At 68.3% G+C, this 17,910-nt stretch carries 20 protein-coding genes; 9 read left to right on the forward strand and 11 right to left on the reverse strand.

What is annotated here, in order from left to right; all coding sequences use genetic code 11:
* From ACIA8R_RS50290 to ACIA8R_RS50300, 3 genes are all read right to left on the reverse strand, one after another.
* Nucleotides 1-723, reverse strand: a 723-nt coding sequence (locus ACIA8R_RS50290; RefSeq protein WP_397045128.1) for a DEAD/DEAH box helicase, incomplete at its 3' end; no start/stop codon positions are given.
* Nucleotides 724-1,075: 352 nt separating this feature from the next.
* Entirely contained in the window at nt 1,076-1,282 is a 207-nt protein-coding gene (locus ACIA8R_RS50295; RefSeq protein WP_020545593.1) for a cold-shock protein, read from the reverse strand.
* 826 nt (nt 1,283-2,108) lie between these two features.
* The gene (locus ACIA8R_RS50300) at nt 2,109-2,900 is read right to left on the reverse strand and encodes a class I tRNA ligase family protein (protein ID WP_397045130.1); all 792 of its coding nucleotides are present in this window, start codon (nt 2,898-2,900) and stop codon (nt 2,109-2,111) included.
* A gap of 478 nt (nt 2,901-3,378) precedes the next feature.
* Here ACIA8R_RS50300 and ACIA8R_RS50305 point away from each other — a divergent pair, with 478 nt between their 5' ends.
* Together ACIA8R_RS50305 and ACIA8R_RS50310 are read left to right on the forward strand one after the other, a co-directional pair.
* Nucleotides 3,379-3,744: a hypothetical protein gene (locus ACIA8R_RS50305; RefSeq protein WP_397045132.1), complete on the forward strand. Its 366-nt coding sequence runs from the start codon at nt 3,379-3,381 to the stop codon at nt 3,742-3,744.
* Between the two features lie 108 nt (nt 3,745-3,852).
* On the forward strand, nt 3,853-4,293 hold the full coding sequence (locus ACIA8R_RS50310; protein WP_397045134.1) for a hypothetical protein: 441 nt from the start codon (nt 3,853-3,855) through the stop codon (nt 4,291-4,293).
* 26 nt (nt 4,294-4,319) lie between these two features.
* Here ACIA8R_RS50310 and ACIA8R_RS50315 read toward each other — a convergent pair whose 3' ends face one another.
* Nucleotides 4,320-5,441 (reverse strand): FAD-dependent oxidoreductase, encoded by a 1,122-nt coding sequence (locus ACIA8R_RS50315; protein ID WP_397045136.1) that lies wholly within the window; start codon nt 5,439-5,441, stop codon nt 4,320-4,322.
* 63 nt (nt 5,442-5,504) lie between these two features.
* Here ACIA8R_RS50315 and ACIA8R_RS50320 point away from each other — a divergent pair, with 63 nt between their 5' ends.
* Complete coding sequence (locus tag ACIA8R_RS50320; RefSeq protein ID WP_364099435.1) at nt 5,505-5,957, forward strand: MarR family transcriptional regulator; 453 nt, start codon at nt 5,505-5,507, stop codon at nt 5,955-5,957.
* A 40-nt stretch (nt 5,958-5,997) separates the two neighbouring features.
* Here ACIA8R_RS50320 and ACIA8R_RS50325 read toward each other — a convergent pair whose 3' ends face one another.
* Complete coding sequence (locus tag ACIA8R_RS50325) at nt 5,998-6,936, reverse strand: alpha/beta fold hydrolase (RefSeq protein WP_397045138.1); 939 nt, start codon at nt 6,934-6,936, stop codon at nt 5,998-6,000.
* 90 nt (nt 6,937-7,026) lie between these two features.
* On the opposite strand from ACIA8R_RS50325, the gene ACIA8R_RS50330 reads away from it, so the two are divergent.
* Entirely contained in the window at nt 7,027-7,614 is a 588-nt protein-coding gene (locus tag ACIA8R_RS50330) for a TetR/AcrR family transcriptional regulator (RefSeq protein WP_397045140.1), read from the forward strand.
* 313 nt (nt 7,615-7,927) lie between these two features.
* Complete coding sequence (locus ACIA8R_RS50335; protein ID WP_397045142.1) at nt 7,928-8,401, forward strand: hypothetical protein; 474 nt, start codon at nt 7,928-7,930, stop codon at nt 8,399-8,401.
* A 34-nt stretch (nt 8,402-8,435) separates the two neighbouring features.
* Here the strand turns inward: ACIA8R_RS50335 and ACIA8R_RS50340 are convergent, their stop codons facing one another.
* Nucleotides 8,436-9,347 carry a LysR family transcriptional regulator gene (locus ACIA8R_RS50340; RefSeq protein ID WP_397045144.1) on the reverse strand — a complete coding sequence of 304 codons (912 nt, stop codon included), beginning with the start codon at nt 9,345-9,347 and terminating at the stop codon, nt 8,436-8,438.
* 250 nt (nt 9,348-9,597) lie between these two features.
* On the opposite strand from ACIA8R_RS50340, the gene ACIA8R_RS50345 reads away from it, so the two are divergent.
* Both ACIA8R_RS50345 and ACIA8R_RS50350 read left to right on the forward strand, forming a co-directional pair.
* Nucleotides 9,598-11,358: an adenine deaminase C-terminal domain-containing protein gene (locus tag ACIA8R_RS50345; protein WP_397045146.1), complete on the forward strand. Its 1,761-nt coding sequence runs from the start codon at nt 9,598-9,600 to the stop codon at nt 11,356-11,358.
* Between the two features lie 62 nt (nt 11,359-11,420).
* The gene (locus ACIA8R_RS50350; protein WP_357706784.1) at nt 11,421-12,089 is read left to right on the forward strand and encodes a DUF6198 family protein; all 669 of its coding nucleotides are present in this window, start codon (nt 11,421-11,423) and stop codon (nt 12,087-12,089) included.
* Between the two features lie 76 nt (nt 12,090-12,165).
* On the opposite strand, the gene ACIA8R_RS50355 is transcribed toward ACIA8R_RS50350, so the two are convergent.
* Nucleotides 12,166-12,594 carry a hypothetical protein gene (locus ACIA8R_RS50355; protein ID WP_397045148.1) on the reverse strand — a complete coding sequence of 143 codons (429 nt, stop codon included), beginning with the start codon at nt 12,592-12,594 and terminating at the stop codon, nt 12,166-12,168.
* A gap of 24 nt (nt 12,595-12,618) precedes the next feature.
* Nucleotides 12,619-12,789, reverse strand: a complete 171-nt coding sequence (locus ACIA8R_RS50360) for a hypothetical protein (protein WP_357706786.1) — start codon at nt 12,787-12,789, stop codon at nt 12,619-12,621.
* A gap of 203 nt (nt 12,790-12,992) precedes the next feature.
* Here ACIA8R_RS50360 and ACIA8R_RS50365 point away from each other — a divergent pair, with 203 nt between their 5' ends.
* Both ACIA8R_RS50365 and ACIA8R_RS50370 read left to right on the forward strand, forming a co-directional pair.
* The gene (locus ACIA8R_RS50365; RefSeq protein ID WP_397045150.1) at nt 12,993-13,553 is read left to right on the forward strand and encodes an RNA polymerase sigma factor; all 561 of its coding nucleotides are present in this window, start codon (nt 12,993-12,995) and stop codon (nt 13,551-13,553) included.
* A complete protein-coding gene (locus tag ACIA8R_RS50370) occupies nt 13,550-14,230 on the forward strand; it encodes a hypothetical protein (protein ID WP_397045152.1) in 681 nt (226 codons plus the stop codon). The genes ACIA8R_RS50365 and ACIA8R_RS50370 overlap by 4 nt, the downstream gene beginning before the upstream one ends.
* A 53-nt stretch (nt 14,231-14,283) precedes the next feature.
* Here ACIA8R_RS50370 and ACIA8R_RS50375 read toward each other — a convergent pair whose 3' ends face one another.
* The 3 genes from ACIA8R_RS50375 to ACIA8R_RS50385 form a co-directional block, all read right to left on the reverse strand.
* A complete protein-coding gene (locus ACIA8R_RS50375) occupies nt 14,284-15,456 on the reverse strand; it encodes a sensor histidine kinase (RefSeq protein ID WP_397045154.1) in 1,173 nt (390 codons plus the stop codon).
* Nucleotides 15,457-15,531: 75 nt separating this feature from the next.
* Nucleotides 15,532-17,043 (reverse strand): glycerol kinase GlpK, encoded by a 1,512-nt coding sequence (gene glpK, locus ACIA8R_RS50380; RefSeq protein WP_364099462.1) that lies wholly within the window; start codon nt 17,041-17,043, stop codon nt 15,532-15,534.
* Between the two features lie 21 nt (nt 17,044-17,064).
* Complete coding sequence (locus tag ACIA8R_RS50385) at nt 17,065-17,910, reverse strand: MIP/aquaporin family protein (protein WP_357706793.1); 846 nt, start codon at nt 17,908-17,910, stop codon at nt 17,065-17,067.

Genomic DNA, 17,910 nt, shown 5'->3' on the forward strand with positions numbered 1-17,910 from the left:
CACCTGGTCGAGCAGGTGGGTGATCTGCGGCATGAAGCCCATGTCGGCCATCTGGTCGGCCTCATCCAGCACGGTGATGCCGACCTGGTCCAGGCTGCAGTCGCCGCGCTCGATGAGATCCCTGAGCCGTCCCGGGGTCGCGATGACGACCTCGGCACCGTTGCGCAGCGCATGGGCCTGGCGGCTGATCGACATGCCGCCGACGACCGTGGCCAGCCGCAGCTTCAGTGCTTGGGCGTACGGCGTGAGCGCATCGGTGACCTGCTGGGCCAGTTCCCTGGTGGGGACGAGGATCAGGGCAAGCGGTCGCCGCGATTGTGCGCGCTGTCCGGAGGTGCGGACGAGCAGGGCCAGGCCGAAGGCGAGTGTCTTGCCCGACCCGGTGCGCCCCCGTCCCAGGACGTCCCGGCCGGCCAGGGAGTTCGGCAGCGTGGCCGCCTGGATGGGGAACGGTTCGTTCACGCCCAGGCCGCTGAGCACCTTCAGCAGTGCGGGCGGCATGCTCAGCTCAGCGAATGTCGCGGCTGCCGGCAGGGCCGGGGTTACGGTGACCGGCAGCGCGAACTCTCTCTGGAGCGCGGCGGGACGCCGCCCGTTGCCGGACCGGTTGGAGGCGCCTGAACGGCCCTGAGCCGGAGAGTTGAATCGGCCGCCCCTGCTTCGGGCGGAGCCGCCCGTACGGGGCGAAGAGTTGCGATCGTGCGCGCGAGTTGCGTGGTTCATGCAGAACCTTCCTCGATGCGGCACGTGTCAGGATCCTCGGCGCGATGAGCGGCACAAGAACAGCTAGCACGAGCCGAAGAAAGACGAGTCGAACCGGCGGAAACAGCCTGGGCTCGTACGTCGAAATGGTCGGCTTTCGCCGGGAAGAACGCGGCTGTGATGCGGCGCCCTGGAACTGGAGCGAGCCTACGCCCGAACCGGAGCCATCGGTGGTGCATCCGGTGTGCGGCGGAAGAACAGACATGCTGTGCTTCTCGGGTTGTGAGGTCATCACGGCACGATGGATGCCACAAAAGCAACGCGCCGGGGACCGCACCCTGCGGCGCGGGCCCCGGCTACGTGGTGCGCAGTGTCAGGCGGGAACGATGTTCTCGGCCTGCGGGCCCTTCTGGCCCTGCGTGACGTCGAAGGCCACCTTCTGGCCCTCGCGCAGCTCACGGTAGCCGCCGTTGGCGACGATGTTGGAGTAGTGCGCAAAGACGTCGGCGCCGCCGCCGTCCTGCTCGATGAAGCCGAAGCCCTTTTCCGCGTTGAACCACTTCACGGTGCCAGAAGCCATGTTGATCTCCTTCGATGGGTGCAAAGCCGGAATCCGCATCGAACGGATTCCGCGTCGCCGCGATAGGACCACACACCCGGAGATGACCGGAGAACAAAAAATGCACCTGAGGCTACATACCGTCAGGTGCACACAAGTCTTTATGGGTACCACAACTGCAACTGATCCCAATCTAGCACATGTGCCGTCGTGCTGCGCATGCCCCCGTCAGCGCCGACATCATCCGCGCGCCATTGCCGCCTTGACCTGCAAGTTCCAGGTTCAACTGCGCTGTTGCCCGCACCGCGCCACCCGACGCGGGCCTCATGGCCGAGTGACCGGCGACCTCCAGACCCGGCAATCAGCGATCCGAGCCGTCGAGATTCACCTAGCCCCTGCCCGACCGGTCGGGCAGGGGCTAACGGATGGATCATGCATCCCGGCCAGCCAATGGAATGAGAGTGCGCATGGCCAAGGGATGACACCCGTCCCATGGCTGCTCGTTGGATGCTCGTCGGCACCCGACACGACATGGCACCGGACGGCATTTGCGGGCGACCTACGAAGGGCACTGCGCCGGCTTCACGCGGGACCTGTCCCCTGGAGACACTCTGCAACGAATCGGCATCACTCCTGGTCCCCTGGGCGGGTCCGGATTCGGCGTCGCAGCCCAGGGAACTCACACCGGTACCGTGCTGATCGATGCGGCTGGGCCGACCTGCTGTCCGTGAGCACGGTCACGGCTTCGACGGCGGCCTGATCACCGCGTTCAACCGCCATTCCGTGGAGTCCACGGAGACGTCCCGGTCCAGGCGGCTCTGGGCGTCCTGCCCGGTCTGGATCGCGGTCAGCGGCCGCTGCCAGGTGCCGCCAGCGGGCCGGCGTCAGGGCCGCTCGTGGCGCGTGCTCCGTGGGACGCGCCGTCCACGCGGACGACGATCCGGACGGCGTTGCCGTCCGACAGCTTCTGCTCGGCTGCCAGGGCGTTGGCGTCCCATTCCACCGACGTGGCGAGCGTCTGCTCGGCGAGGAAGTCACGGTGCTGCTCGACCACCGCGCGAAGGGCGACGTCGGCTCCCAGCGTCAGGTGGATGCGGTCGGTGACCTTCAGCCCCAGGTTCTTGCGCTCCTGCTGGACCAGGCGGACCAGGTCGCGGACCAGCCCCTCGCTGATGATGGCCGCGTCCCTGACGAGGTCGAGCTGGACGATCACCTGCGGGGTCTCGCATTCCCAGCAAGAGGGCAGCACCCGCTCACCCTGATAAACCAGGCCCTTGCCGTGGAGCTGTTTGAAGGCCCAAATGACGCTCTCCATGCAGGAGAGGTCCATCGTCTTGTAGTCCTGCTCGAAGTCGACCCAGCGGGCCTGCCGCGTGATGTACCACTCCCACTCGTCGCGGTAGGCCAGCACCGACTTCCGGCAGAACTCGTTGAACCGGTCGACGCCATATTTGATGATGTTCGCCCGGCCGAAGAGCCCGAGCTGCTTTTCCGCCTCCATTTCGGCGGGCAGGCCGTGGCAGTCCCAGCCGAACCGGCGATCCACCCGGTAACCGCGCATGGTCTTGTAGCGTGGGACCACGTCCTTCACGAACCCGGTCAGGAGATGGCCGTAATGCGGCAGGCCCGGCCTGCCCATCCGGGCCAAGCAATCAATGGTTCTGTGACGCGGGACGACGCATGCCGATCAGGAGGCGGCCGGTGCGCCCGGCTCGCGGCACGGGCGCTGTCGAAACTGCAGCGTGCCGTGCCCGGGTGCTCTCCCGCCGGGCGAACACCTCTCCCTTTCGTCGGCCGACGCTTCTAATGTGGCCGGTGTGACGACGAAGCGATCCTTTCTCCTGGCCGCCCTTTTATGCGGGACGCTATTAGTGCCCGCCCCCGCGATGGCCCACGACTTGTCCGCGGCCCCGTCCAAGGCCGCGCTTCTCGCCCCCGAGGACCTCGGAGACGAGTTCGTCCGTCGCGGATTCCGCACCCGAGGACTTCTGCACCCCGAATTCAGCCACACGAAGCCCTGCGCCACAGCCGTCAAAAAACTCGTCCCGGTCTATCGGACCAAGGTCTCGACAGCGCTGAAGCACACGGACAGGTGGGAAGGGATCAGCGAGTACATCGTGAGCGGCACCTCCCGTGAGCTGTCCGCCCTGGAACGCGCGGCCAAGGCCGTGATCCGCCATTGCGGCAGGGTCACGATCAGGACCGGCGCCTCCAGGGAGATCATCCGCAAGCTGTCGATCGGCCGGCTCGGGGACGGCGCCTACGGGATCAGGTTCCGCAGCGGGCTCGTGAACAGCAAGCTGGAGTCGGATTCCCACATGTCAGGCATGATGATCGCGATCGACATCGTGATCGTCCGGGTCGGGAACGTCCTGATCGCGTTGGAGCACGACGGCAACGTCGGCGAGTTCGACCCCGCACTGACCAGGACCGCGGCCGAGCTGGCCGTGACACGGGTCCAGGAGGCCGCGCAGGACGGTTAGCCGATCCGGGAGTGGGTCCAGGCCCACCCATCCGTACGGCCAGCCGCATACCGGGCCGAATCCCCTCTTCCTAGCATCGTTGACACAACGACACGGAGGAGAACGACCATGGCGAACACCGGCCTCACCACGACCGCGACGGCGCCCCTCGGCGAGGCCCGCACCCAGGACGCCTTCGCCACGATCAAGAAGTGCGTCACGCTCTTCGGCGTCGTCGGTGTCATCGTCCTGGGGGTGGTCGCCGTGACGACGTTCGCCGGGCAGGAGGCGTCGGCGTTCATGTGGATCAGGGGAGTGATCCTGGTCGCGGTCGCCCCGCTGATCCACCGCATGACCGTCCGCGCCTCGCAGGGGTCGTACAAGGATTTCGCCCGCGTACGCACCCTGTCGGCCACCCTGCCCATCGCGATCGTCGCCGTCGACCTGATCCCCGGCCTGTGCCCGGCCTGGTACGCCGTGCTCCAGGGCCTGTCCGCGCCGGCTCTGGGCGGGGTCGCCCTCATCACCCGCGGTTCGTCGCTGCGTGCCGCCTTCCCCGCCAGGAAGTGAACGCGGGCAGCGGCGCATCCCCGCTCTCAGCCTGCGAGGGCCGTGAGACGGTTGCTGAAGCGGGCGAGCATCCCGCTCTGGGACGTCTCGGGCACCATCCGGCCGATGAACGGCGGGATGCGCCAGTTGGCCGGGCTGCGCCTGGCCATCCTGGACACCAGGTTGACGTGCGGGTAGCGGGCCCGCTCGTAGGCGCGTAGCCGTTCCGCCGGGTCGCCGCCCTTGGCGAGCTCGCGCCCGAGCACCCACACGTCCTCAAGGGTCTGGTTGGCGCCCTGTCCGAGGGTGGGCGGCATGAGGTGGGCGGCGTCGCCGAGCAGGGTGACGCGGCCCTTGCCCCACTCCCGGCGCACCTTCTGCCAGTGATGCCCGAAGAAGTCGAGGTCGTCCTCGGACGCCTGGGCGAGCAGCTCGGGGACGGGCGACGCCCAGTGACCGAAGCGGCGCCTGAGCTCGGCCAGGGGCGCGGCGGGGCGCGGCTCGCCCGGGGACCAGCGCACGTCGAACCACCACTGGAGTTTGCCGTCCCCGGCGGGGATCATGCCGCACGCGCCCTCCCGCCCGGTGATCATGAGGTGGAGGTGGGTGCGGGTGAGGTCGATGTCGATCGGGCTCAGGGCCTGCCAGGTGCCGAAGGTGGCCGTCCGGATGGGGACGTCGCCCCACAGCTCGCGCCGGACGACCGAATGGTGGCCGTCGGCCCCGATGAGCAGGTCGGCCGTGATCGTCGAGCCGTTGTCGAAGGTCGCCGTGACGTGGTCACCGTCCTGGGTCACCGTCCGGAGGGCCGTGCCGTAGCCGATCAGGTCGTCGGGCAGCCCGTCGGACAGCCGTTCCAGCAGAAGGCGGCGGGAGATCGACTTGTTCGGGAAACCGTAGAGCGCGGCCGCATGGGCCATGTCGGAGCTGAGCCGCAGTCGTCCGTCGGAGGTCAGCGCGTCAATCCGGTCGAACCGGCCACCGACCCCGTCGAGGCTGACACCGAGATCGTGCAGCACCGCCGCGCCGTTGCTGAAGATGCTCAGGCCCGCGCCGCCCGTCCGCAGGGCCGGCGCCTGCTCGAAGATCCGCACCTGGTGGCCGGCGGACAGCAGGCTCCGCGCCACGGCCAGGCCGCCCACCCCGGCCCCGATGACAAGAACGTCCATTTTCTCTCCAAATCGAAGTTACTTCGATTCAAAGATACATCGCGGTGAAGTACATTGGGCCGAGTGACCGACAAGCACCCAGAAGAGGACGTCTTCCGCGAGTTCCTGATCGCGGTCATGCTGCACATCGAGGCGATCGCGGACCGGCTGGGCGTGCACCACGTGGACGTGGCGGCCCTCATCCTGCTGGAGATGCGCGGCCCGCTTCCCGTGGGAGTCATCTCCGAGGAACTGGGGTTGCCGTCCGCCTCCGCGACCCGGCTCATCGACCGTCTGGAGAAGGCCGGCTACGTACGGCGGGTGCGCGGCGAGCGCGACCGGCGCATGGTCACCGTGGAACTGCTGGAAGGTGGCATGGCCGAGTACCACGCCACCCGCATCACCTCCGAGCGGCATTTGGGCGAGATCCGCGCCGACTACCCGCCGGAGCAGGTGCCGTTGATGCTGGGCATCCTCACCGGCGTCGCGCGGGCCTACCGCTCGGCGACCAGGGAACTGCGCGAGCAGTCCGGCTGAGGGGCCCCTTCACCTCCATTCGCTCTCACCGGCGCGCGCGTCACGGCGTCTCGCGGGTGCGGTCGACCTCGTCGACGAAGGTCAGGACCCGGGCGTTGACGCGCTCGGGGAACTCGCCGTTGATGGCGTGGGAGGCGTCCGGCCACAGTTCGACGACGCCTTTGGCGAGCAGGCGGCGGGCGCGCCGGGCGGCCTTGCGCGGGTCGTGGATGATGCTGCGCCCGGCGATCAGGGCGAGCACCGGCACGTCGAGTCCGGCCACCGTGTCGTCCGCGGGGTACGTCGGCGGCGGCAGGAAGGCGGTGAAGTCCCGCATCCCGGCCGAGATCAGGTTGGCGACGGGCTCGTCGTCGGAGGCGTCGGCGCCGCCGGAGATCCAGCTCAACAGCTTCCTGCGCCACGACTCGGGGAAGAACGGCACCACCGAGCCCAGCGAGATGACGATGACCTTCCAGGTGATCCGGCCGAAGAGCACGGCGGGATCGAGCAGGCTCACCGAGGCGATCTTCTCGGGGACGTTCAGGGCGAGATGGAAGGCGCTCCACCCGCCGATGGACACCCCGAAGAGGTGCACCCGGTCGAGGCCGAGCCCGTCCAGCAGCTCCGTAAGCCAGCTCGCCTGGTCGGCCGCGGTCGTGAACGCCCGCGTCTGCACCGAGAGGCCGGGCTCGCCGAGCAGATCGATCGCGTAGACCGGGCGGTGGGCGACGAGCCCGGCCAGGTTCGCCTCCCACATCGGGGTGGACGCGGTGCGTCCCGGCAGCAGGAGAAGCGGCACGCCGTCGCCCGCGCCGAAGCGATGGACCCGGACGGTCCCGAACTGGGTCGCCACGTCCTGGATCAGATCCGGCTCGGGCAGTCGGGCCATGGCCTGGTCGTAGGCGGTCCGGTAGCGCGCGAAGGCGGACGCGTCACGGAAGTGGCCGAGCCGCCGCCCGCGGAACGCGGCTCCGATGTTGGGTTCCACAAGATCGTTCACGTACGGGACCTCCGCTCGCACCCTTCGCGATACGATCGTATCGCATCGAATGTCACGATACACTCGTATCGCGAAGAGGGGGGCGGGGCCGTGCCGAAGCAGGTGGACCACGCGGCGCGGCGGGCGGAGATCGCCCACGCCGCACTCAGGTTGTGCGCCCACGACGGCCTGGCCGGGGTGAGCATCGGGCGGGTCGCCCAGGAGGCCGGCGTCTCCAAGGGGCTCGTGCAGCACTATTTCCCGGCGAAGGCCGACCTGCTGCGGGCCAGCGCACACCTGCTCAGGCAGGAGATCGAGCGCCATGTCCGCGCGGCGCTGCCGGACGCCGGCAGCCCGGCCGACACGCTGCGGCGCACGCTGCTCGCCGTCGTCGAACTGGGCGCTCGCGCGCCTGTGCTCCTGCTCGCCGGACACGCGTTCCTGGCCACGGCCGTCGCCGACCCCGACGTACGCGAGCTGTACCGCGCGGGCGGCGACACGGTCCACCGCGAGATCGCCGCGCTCGTGACCGCCACCGCGTCGGAACCGGGCCTCGACGCGGGTGCCGAGGCTCACGTGCTGCTCGGGCTCGCGCGCGGCCTGGCCGACGGGGTGCTGGTCGGCGAACTGGACGTCACGGAGGCGGTCGCGGTCCTCGACCACCAGCTCGGCCGGATCGGCGTACGGGCGAACTCCTGACGACGGCTTCCGCAAGAACGCCCACCGGAGGTGTTCAACCTACCTCGGCACGGCCTTCGCGGTAGATCTCCGCCGGCCCTACCAGGCTGTCCCCCGCCCTCGAAATGCACGGGGTCGCCGGACCCACGGATACCGCCGACGCTTTTTCCGGCGGCGTGATGCGCATGGGACGCATTTATTGCGCCACTCTCCTTTTCGTCTGGCATTCCTTACCGATGGCAGGGCGCGGAACCCGCGAACGGCCGCAATTCGTGGAGAGGACCGACCACAGGCGGGAGCGGGTCGATCGAAGGCGGAAAGGAGAGTCATGCGATTGTCAGAGTGGTTGCAGATTGCATCCTTCTTCGGGGTGGTGGTCGCCTTGCTGCTCACGACTCTCCAGCTCAGACTGGTTTCACGCCAGTCACAGGCTCTCACGCGCTCGATGCAGTACGGCGACTACCGCACCCTCGTGGGCCGGCTGAACGAATTCAGGACCGTGCACCTGCGGCAGGACCCGAAGCTGCTGGCCTGGGTGCTCAGCACGCGAGGCTTCGCCGGCACGAGATCGGCCGACCTGAACAACCGCCGCATCTACATGATCGGGAAGGTGGACATCTTCGAGGGCTGCTATTTGAGTCGCAAGAACGGGCTCATGCCGGACGACGTGTGGCTCACCTGGCAGCGCATCATGCGGGCGGACGTGAAGATAAAGGAGTTCCAGGAGGTCTGGCCCATCGCACGGGTGTATTACGACCTCGAATTCGGCCGGTTCATGGACGAGATGATGCGCGCCGAATGCCCGTGACGACCGCCGTACCCTGCGGGAAAAGGCCGGGGCGTCAGAGGGGCGGGTGGGCCACGGATTCCAGGGTCTGGATGATTTCGTCGGCGAACAGGAGGCCGGCCAGGCCGTGACCGTGTTTTTCGCGGCGGACGAGCGAGAGGATGTTGTCGCTGAAGGCGCGGTCGCGGACCGGACGGAAGGCGAGGGTGCCGTTGTGGTGTTCCTCGGCCATGTCGAACCTGCTGAGAAAGGCGATGGCCTCCCCCGCGGCGGCCAGGCGTTTCATCGTCTCGATCGAATTGGTGTGGAAGGCGGGTTCGACTTTCAGGCCGGCCTCGGCGAAGGTGTCGGCGATGATGCCGTGGATCACCATCGAGCGGTCCGCGAAGATGAGCGGGTAGGCCGCACACTGGGCCAGCGGGATGGACTCCAGGCGGGCCAGCGGGTGATGCGGGGCGATGACCGCGCCGAGCCGGGTGTCCATCTGCCAGCAGAGTTCGAGCTGCGCCGAGGACGGGACGTTGAACCCCAGGCCCAGGTCGGCCTCGCTGTTCGCCACCGCGCGCAGGATCTCGTGGGTGGACAGCGCGCGGATGGAGATCCGCACCTCGGGGTGGCGGGCGTGGAAGCTCACCGTGGCGGTGGAGACGATGCTGCTGGCCAGGCCGGTCATCGTGGCGATCACCACCTCGCCGCTCGGCAGTGACTGCAGGTCGCGGATCTCCGTCACGGCCTCGCGGTACTCCTGCAGGGTCTTCCGTACGTGGGCGAGGAGGAGCTCGCCCGCCGGAGTGGGCCGCATGCCGCGCGGCAGGCGTTCGAAGAGAGGCTCGCCGAGCTCTTCCTCAAGCAGCAGGATCTGCCGGTTGATGGCCGACGGCGCGACGTGGAGCCTTGCCCCGGCGGCCCGGATGGAGCCGTACCGCGCGACCTCGTCGATGTAGTGCAGCAGGCGTGAGTGGAGCATCGGGCCTCCCGGGCCGGCCGGACCGTGCGCAGAAAACTGGACTGTGCGCAAAAAGAGTACAGTCCGTGCGAAAACGGCTGCTTGTCAGCAACGGTGCGGTGCCATTTCATAGCCACAGCGCGTACGAGCGACACGGCCCCGGCGGCCTCTGATCAACTCCGCGACCTGGCCGCCGGCATCCCGGAGCCGCGTCCTTGGAGCTCGTTCCGCCGGCGGAATCGCAACAGCCGAGTATTGAAGCGAGGAAATCATGCTCCAGCAGGAGAAGACGGGCCAGACCGGTAGGGCGGACCGGGTCTCGGTCCACTACGACCACGTGCGGGCGGTCTTCGACATCCTGAACGGGGAGAGGGAGGCAGACCTGCTGCTGCGCAACCTCAGCGTTCTGGACGTCCACAGCGAGACCGTCTACCAGGGTTCGATCCTCGTCTACAACGAGCGGATCATCGCGCTGAACCCCGACGAGTCGATCGTGCGGGTACGCGAGGTGTTCGACGGCGAGGGCCTTTACGCGATCCCCGGGCTCATCGACGCGCACCTGCATTTCGACGCCCAGTTGGCCCACCCGGCGGCGTTCGGGGAGGCGATCGTGCCGAGCGGCACGACCACCATTTTCGCCGAGACCCTGGACTTCGCCAGCGCGGCGGGCGACGAGGCCGTGGCGGCCGCCGAGGCGTTGTTCAAGGACTACGAGAAGCTGCCCTACCGGATCTACGCCTTCGCGCCGGGCAAGAAGACGTCGGTCGAGGTCACCGACGCCATGCTGAAGATGGACCCGGTGATCGGGCTGGGCGAGCTGGCCCACCTCTCCTACATGACGGGCAACGAGGACGACTTCCGCAAGTCCGCCCTGGGCCGCGCCAAGGGCGGCTTCGTGAACAGCCACTGGGGTGTGACGGCGCTGTCGGACATGTTGCTGAACTACATGCCCGCGATCGGCGCGCACAACAACCACGATGTCTGGAACGAGGACGACATCGAGAAGAGCATCCGGTACGGCTTCCAGACCCAGATCAAGTTCGGTGTCGGCAGCCCCGAGGTGATCAAGACCATGCTGCGCGCCATCGTCAAGCGCCGCTGGCCGGCCGAGAACTTCCAGATGTGCGCCGACAACATCTCCGTCGACCGCGTGCTGACCAGGGGGCACATCGACTGGGTGATCTCCCTGGCCGTCGAGATGGGCCTCAACCCGATCCAGGCGATCAAGATGGGCACGCTGTACTCCGCGCGCTCCTTCGGCATGGACCACGACTTCGGCTCGCTCGCCCCGGGCCGCTTCGCCGACATCGTGCTCACCGACAGCCTGTCGAAGATCAACCCTCGGTACGTGTTCAAGGGCGGCGAGCTGGTCGCCAAGGACCGCAAGCTCCTCAAGCCGGTCGACCTCGACTATTCGGTCATGGTCCAGGAGCCCAGGCCGGGCCTGGCCGATCTGGCTCCCGCGCAGCTCGACCTCACGCCGATCGAGATCTCCGAGGACGGCGGCCGGGCCAAGGTCCTGCTCTTCGACGTCTACGGGCGCGGTCATCTCAAGTTCGCGCAGGAGGTCTGGGTCCCGTTCGTGGACGGCGCCGTCGTGCCCGAGGTGGACGGGGTCACGCTGAACCGGATCTCCGTCGTGCAGCGTTACGCGGACGGCACCCGCCATGTCGTCAACGGCCTGTTCAAGGGCGTCTCGATCGACCGGGGGGCGGTCTCGACGTTCTGGCCGGCGCCCTTCGCCTACTTCGTGGTGGTCGGCACCGACAGCGCCGAGATGTGCGACAACCTCAAGCAGCTCGACGCCTACGTCGGCGGCTGCGTCGTGACCGAGGACGGGCAGGTGAAGGCCGCGCTGCCCCTCGACATCTACGGCGTCATGGCGAACATGAACCTGCCCGAGCTGGTCGACGCGACCCGGTCGATCGACGCCGCGCTGGAGAAGCTGGGCAACCACAACGAGGGCGAGCCGGTCGTCAACAAGCTGCTGACCCTCTTCATCTCGCTCGACCGCTTCGGGTTCATGGTCTGAGGCGTACACCGCGTCATCCGGCAGGCTCCGGCCGGAACAGCAATACAGCCAAGGAGGCAACTGTGCTACAGCATGAAAAAGAGGCCGGAGTCGTCGACACCGGAAGCCTGGTGCGGCGTTGGATCACCTACGGCGCCGGCATCTACCTGCTGACCCTGGGGGTCAGCCTGGCCATCAGGGCGGGGATCGGCATCTCGCCGCAGAGCAGTCTCACCCGGACGATGACGCTGGTCTTCCCCTCGGTCAGCCAGGGGACGTTCAACTTCGCCCTTGAGCTGCTGATGTTGCTGCTGACCTATCTCGTCCTGCCGAAGGATTTCAAGCTCAGGAACTTCCTGGCGTTGATCCCGGCCCTCGTCCTGGCCACGTTCCTCGATCTGAACCTGATGCTGACGAGCTGGATCGTGCTGGACGTGTACGCCGCCAAGTTCGTCCTCCTGGTGGTCGCGGACGCGACGTTGGCGTTCGGGCTGTTCCTGATGATCCGGGCGAACCTGGTGCTCATGCCGGTCGACATGTTCGTCAACACGGTCTTCAAGCGGACGGGCTACAAGTGGGGCAACATCAAGACGGCCTTCGACTGCACGTTGCTGGTCGTCTCCGCCGGAATCGGGCTGATCTTCCTGGGCGGGCCGCAGTTCATCCGCGAGGGCACCATCATCAACGGCATCCTCGTCGGGCAGTACATCAAGCTCTACTTCTACCTGTTCAAGAAGTTCTCGCGGACGTGAGCTGACGTCAGTCGCGAGAGGGGCCTCCGGGACCGGGCACAAGCCCAGGCCCCGGGGGCCCCGTCGTTTCAGGAGGTCAGGCGCCCGGGACGAGAAGGTTCTGCACCGGCTGCCGGCGGGCGGCCGGGACGTCGCAGGCGTCCATCGCGCGCCGCAACAGGTCGGGGTCGAAGCCGTGGACGCCCAGGTGGTCGATGATCGGGCCGTACCGGTCGGCGCGGTCGCGCAGGAGCTCGGTGGCCAGCCGGATCTCCAGCCGGACCGCCGGCACCTGGTGGGAGCCGCACGCGACCAGGACGTGATGCCGCCACGGCCCCTCCCCTACGCATTCCAGGACGTCCCAACCGGCCGGCCTCTCGACGGTGCTGAGCTCGACCTCGACCCCGTTCACCGCGAACCTGGCGAAGTACTGCGCCGAGGGGACGGCGGCGCCCGCGGCGTCGAGTGTCATGGCCAACGCCGTGGTGACGTCCGCCCGGCTCAGTGATCTCGTTCGGTGGCCCATGCCGGGCACCGTAGCAACGCGCGGCTAGCTCTTGTCACGCTCGTGCAGGAACTCGGCGATGGAGATCCAGGAGTCGGCGAGGCGCTCAAGGCGTTCCATCAGCGCCAGGTCGGTGATCGTCTCCGCGTTGTAGAGCAGGCGCGCGGCGTTCGCGATGGCGATGTCCACCGTGGTGGTGACGTCTGGCTGGTTCACCGTGCGTTCCGTCCGTCTTCGCTGCTGGGGGATGGCCGACGGTTTGCCGTGGCATCAGGAGCATAAGCCACGGTCGTGCCGGGTGTCGTCCGGGTTTCGGTGTCCGGACGCGGGCGGCGCGAGGTGTCTGTTCTGTCAGCTCTCATAACGTTTTCTCGGCTACTGACCAAGAAGGGGTGTAATCGACGAAGGGAGCACGGCCGGTGCGTCGCAAACAGCCGGACATCGCTACAGATCCGGACGCTTTCGAGGCTTTCTACCGGCGTCACGTCGATGCGATCACCTCGTTCCTCGCACGCCGGATCGACGATCCGCACACGGTCGCCGACCTGGTGGCGGAGGTGTTCGTGGCGGTGCTCGACTCCGCGCACACCTATCGGCCCGGACGCGGCAGTGAGATCGCCTGGCTGTACGGCGTGGCGCGCAACAGGCTCTCGGCCGAGCGGCGTCGGGCGTTCAAGGAGACGAGACTGGCCGATCGGGTGGGCGGGCGACGGCAGCTCGCCCCCGACGACATGACCGAGCTGGTGGAACGCATAGACGCCGAGAACCTGGCCAGAGGCGCCTTCCAGGCCATGGCCGGACTGCCCGACGGTGACCGCGCGATGCTCGAACTGGTCGTCATCGACCAGCTCACGATCGGCGAGGCGGCCACCGCTCTGGGGATCCGGCAGGGAGCCGCCCGCGCCAGGTTGTACCGCGCCCGCCACGCGCTCAGGGACGTACCGGAGACGGCCCTCTTCGTCATGGAAGGAATCCGATGAACTTCAAGGAGCGCGTACTGATGGAGCTCAAAGCCGAGATCGAGGCCCGCAACGGGGCCCGGAGCCGGCGCACCAGGCGGCGCCTGCTCACCGGCACGGCGGTGGCCGCCGTCCTGGCCGCCGCGGCCGTCGCGACGCCTTTCCTCAACGGCTCTGACACCCCCGCCTACGCGGTCAGCAAGAACACCGACGGCACGATCACGTTGAAGATCAACGAGTTCCGGGACCCCGGCCAGGTGGAGAAGGACCTGGCGGCGCTCGGCCTGCCCGCGGACGTCTCCTACCTCAAGCCCGGCACCCGCTGCGCCCCCGACCGCGCGCCCGCCGACGCCGGCCCCTCCTTCACCAAGGAAGAGCTGCAGAGCAAGGACCCCGCGGTCCACGAGAGGATCAGGAAGGCGATCGAGAACAGCCCCAACGCCAAGACGTTCCGGCTGGGCAACGGTCAGGTGCAGATCGACCCGAAGCGCATCAAGCCAGGTCAGACCGCCGTCATGGAGTTCACCGAGGACGACGACCAGACCTCGGGGCCCGAGAAGCCCAGGGCGCTGTGGCAGTTCGGCGGCTTCGTGGCCGACGGGCCGGCCAAGCCGTGCAAGGTGATCGACGACCCGTCCTGGGACCAGATGCCCGACCCGAAGAAGCACCCCGAGGCGTACCCGCCGTCCGGCAAGTGACCCTCTGAGATCCCCCGCGACGGCCTCCAGGCAGGCCGTCGCGGGGTCGTCCCTCAGCGGTTGGGCAGGCTGATCGTGACGGAGAGGCCGCCGCCCTCGCGCGGGGACGCGGTCACCTGGCCGCCGTGCGCCTGGACGACCGCGCGGACGATCGACAGCCCCAGCCCCGAGCCGTTCGCCGAGTCCACGCGGTCGGAGTTGAGCCGCCGGAACGGCTCGAACAGGCTGCCGATCTCGTACGCCGGCACGGGCTGCCCGGTGTTGGCCACGTGGACGACGACCTCCCCGGTCAGCGTCTCGTCGGTGCTGATCCAGATCTGCCCGTTCTGCGGGAGGTTGTACTTGATGGCGTTGTCCACCAGGTTGCCCACGGCGTGTTCGAGGAGGACCGGGTCGCCCTGCATGGTCGTGCCGCCGAGGCGCGAGGTGACGGTGACGCCGCGCCGGTCGGCGGAGGGCGTCAGTTGTTCCACCGCCGTCAGCGTCACGTCGTTGATGTCCACCGGCCTTCTGCGCGCGAGCTCCCGTTCGCTTCTGGCCAGCAGCAGCAGCCCTTCGATGAGTTTCTCGTTGCGCGCGTTCACTTCGAGCAGGGTGCGGGCGAGGGCCTTCAGGTCGGGTGAGGCCAGCGGGTCGGAGAGCGCGATCTCCAGGACCGTGCGGTTGATGGTCAGCGGCGTACGAAGCTGGTGGGAGGCGTTGGCGACGAAACGGCGCTGGGAGTTGAAGGCGCTGTTGAGCCTGGTCAGCATCGAGTCGAAGGTGTCGGCCAGCTCCTTCAGCTCGTCCTCGGGGCCGTGGAGGTCGATACGCTGGTGGGCCAGCGTGCTGTCGGAGAGTTTGCGGGCCGTCGCGGTCATCTTGGCGACGGGCCGCAACGCCCGGTCGGCGACCAGGTAGCCGCAGACGAGCGCGAACAGGCCGACGCCCAGGAGGATCAGCACGGACTGCTGGACCATGAGACGCAGTATCTGCTCGTTCAGCTTGACGGCCTGGATCTCGATCTGGTGCCGCCAGATCGTCACCAACGCGTCGGGCGTGCCCGGTGGCACGTCGAGCGAGAACTCCACGTTGTCCAGCACCGAGCGCAACAGCAGGTAGGTGACGGTCAGGAGGAGCGTGCCGCCGACGAACAGCATGGACCCGTACGTGAGCGTGAGGCGGGCGCGGATGCTCAGCCTGCCGAACAGCTCTCCGAGCGGTTTTCCGTGGAACGGTAATCGCACGCGATCTCCTTCTGCCGGAGATCTCATTGTGGGGACCGCGGCGGTAAGCGCGCGGTAAGGGCGTCCCGCGGGCGGTCAGGACTCCCAGTCGAGGGTGCGGCTCACCGCGCGTTTCCAGCCCGCGTACCCCTTCTCGCGCTGCTCGTCGCTCCACTCCGGGTTCCAGCGCCGGTCCTCGGCCCAGTTGGCGCGCAGTTCGTCGGTGTCCTTCCAGTAGCCGACGGCCAGCCCGGCGGCGTACGCGGCGCCCAGCGCGGTGGTCTCGGCCACCACGGGACGGCTGACCGGCACGCCCAGGATGTCGGACTGGAGCTGCATGCACAGGTTGTTCGCGGTGACCCCGCCGTCGACCTTCAGCACGTCCAGCACCACGCCGGAGTCCTGCTGCATGGCCTCCACGACGTCCCTGCTCTGGTAGCAGATGGCCTCCAGGGTGGCCCGCGCGAGGTGGGCGTCCCTGTTGTACCGGGACAGGCCGACGATCGCGCCGCGCGCGTCGGGCCGCCAGTACGGCGCGAACAAACCCGAGAACGCCGGGACGAAGTAGATGCCGCCGTTGTCGGTCACCTGCCGGGCCAGGTCCTCGCTCTGCGCCGAGGTACGGATGATGTGCAACTGGTCGCGCAGCCACTGCACGGCCGACCCCGTCACGGCGATCGAGCCCTCCAACGCGAACACGGCGGGCTGGCCGGCGAACTTGTAGGCGACGGTGGTGAGCAGGCCGCGCTCGGAGCGTACGAGGTCGGTGCCGGTGTTGAGGAGCATGAAGTTGCCGGTGCCGTAGGTGTTCTTGGCCTCGCCGGGCGAGAAGCAGACCTGGCCGACGGTGGCCGCCTGCTGGTCGCCGAGGATCCCGGTGATCGGCACCTCGCCGGCGAACGGGCCGTACGCGCTGGTCACGCCGTAGGACGCGGGCTCGGACGACGGGCGGATCTCCGGCAGCATCTCGTGCGGGATGCCGAAGAAGGACAGCAGCTCGTCGTCCCACTCCAGCGTCTCCAGGTCCATGAGCATGGTGCGGCTGGCGTTGGTCACGTCGGTGACGTGCACGCCGCCGCGGACGCCGCCGGTGAGGTTCCACAGGGTCCAGGTGTCGGTGTTGCCGAAGACCGCCTCTCCCCGCCCGGCCGCCTGGCGCACGCCCTCGACGTTCTCCAGGATCCACTGGATCTTGCCGCCGGAGAAGTACGCGTCCGGCCGCAGGCCCGTCTTCCTGCGGATGACCTCGCCACGGCCGTCCTGTTCGAGCTGCGCGGCGATCCTGGCGCTCCTGGTGTCCTGCCACACGATGGCGTTGCAGTACGGGCGGCCGGTGCGCGGGTTCCACACGACCGTGGTCTCGCGCTGGTTGGTGATGCCCACGGCGGCCAGGTCGGTGTCGTGCAACCCGGTGCGCTGGAGGGCGGTCTCGATCACCGCGGAGGTCCTGGTCGAGATCTCGATCGGGTTGTGCTCCACCCAGCCGGCCCTGGGCAGGATCTGCTCGTGTTCGAGCTGGAACTTGCACACCTCCAGGCCGCCGTGATTGAAGATCATGAATCTGGTGCTGGTGGTGCCCTGGTCGACGGCCCCCACGAAATCGGGCATGGTCGTTCTCCTCCGGTCGGGTCAGACGCGGCCCGCGTCCTCAAGGTCGGGCTCGGGCTCGGGGAGGAACCGGGCGATCATCAGCTGGTAGAGCCCGGCGCCGGCCACGCCGCCGAGCAGGGGGCCGACGATGGGCACCCAGAAGTACAGGTCGCCGTACTGGTCGCGCCAGGCGCCCGAGTAGCCGGTGAGGAAGCTGGCCAGGCGCGGCCCGAAGTCGCGCGCGGGGTTGATCGCGTAGCCGGCGTCGGCGCCCCACGCCATGCCGATGCCGACGATGAGCAGGCCGATGACGACGGGGCTGAGGTTGGCGCTGGGCGCGAGGTTGTGCGAGTCGGACAGGGCGTACAGGACGAACATCAGGATGGCGGTGCCGATGATCTGGTCGCGGAACCCGCCCCACATGCCCACCGGCAGCTCGCCGTTGCCGGGCAGGGTGGAGAAGACGATCTGGGTCTTCAGCGTGTGCCCGGGGTCCACCTTGGTCAGCACCTCCGTGTAGTTCCAGCGCACCAGCAGCGCCCCGACGAACGCCCCCACGGTCTGCGCCAGCGAGTACGGCAGCACCTTGGCCCAGGGGAACCCCCGGAAGGCCGCGAACGCCAGCGTGACGGCCGGGTTGAGATGGGCGCCGGTGATCCGGCCCGCGACGTAGACGCCGAGCGCGACGCCGATGCCCCACGCCCAGGCGATGCTGTCGTGGTCGCCGATGCCCGCCGCGACCACCTGGGCGACGACGCCCACCCCGAACAGGATGAGCACCATCGTGCCGGCGAACTCGGCGATGAGCTCACCGGCCAGTTCCCGCCGCTTGACACGTTCGACCACCGCTGCCCCCGCTTCCGTGGTGTCGGCGTTGTGTGCCAT

This window comes from Nonomuraea sp. NPDC051191 (genome assembly GCF_044455665.1).
Taxonomy (GTDB): domain Bacteria; phylum Actinomycetota; class Actinomycetes; order Streptosporangiales; family Streptosporangiaceae; genus Nonomuraea.

Bases quoted from the DNA above. Each gene is read 5' to 3' on its own strand.
- ACIA8R_RS50295 (WP_020545593.1), bottom strand. From the start codon at position 1,282: ATGGCTTCTGGCACCGTGAAGTGGTTCAACGCGGAAAAGGGCTTCGGC.
- ACIA8R_RS50300 (WP_397045130.1), bottom strand. From the start codon at position 2,900: ATGGGCAGGCCGGGCCTGCCGCATTACGGCCATCTCCTGACCGGGTTC.
- ACIA8R_RS50310 (WP_397045134.1), top strand. From the start codon at position 3,853: ATGGCGAACACCGGCCTCACCACGACCGCGACGGCGCCCCTCGGCGAG.
- ACIA8R_RS50315 (WP_397045136.1), bottom strand. From the start codon at position 5,441: ATGGACGTTCTTGTCATCGGGGCCGGGGTGGGCGGCCTGGCCGTGGCG.
- ACIA8R_RS50340 (WP_397045144.1), bottom strand. From the start codon at position 9,347: ATGCTCCACTCACGCCTGCTGCACTACATCGACGAGGTCGCGCGGTAC.
- ACIA8R_RS50345 (WP_397045146.1), top strand. From the start codon at position 9,598: ATGCTCCAGCAGGAGAAGACGGGCCAGACCGGTAGGGCGGACCGGGTC.
- ACIA8R_RS50355 (WP_397045148.1), bottom strand. From the start codon at position 12,594: ATGGGCCACCGAACGAGATCACTGAGCCGGGCGGACGTCACCACGGCG.
- ACIA8R_RS50370 (WP_397045152.1), top strand. From the start codon at position 13,550: ATGAACTTCAAGGAGCGCGTACTGATGGAGCTCAAAGCCGAGATCGAG.
- glpK (WP_364099462.1), bottom strand. From the start codon at position 17,043: ATGCCCGATTTCGTGGGGGCCGTCGACCAGGGCACCACCAGCACCAGA.
- ACIA8R_RS50385 (WP_357706793.1), bottom strand. From the start codon at position 17,910: ATGGCACACAACGCCGACACCACGGAAGCGGGGGCAGCGGTGGTCGAA.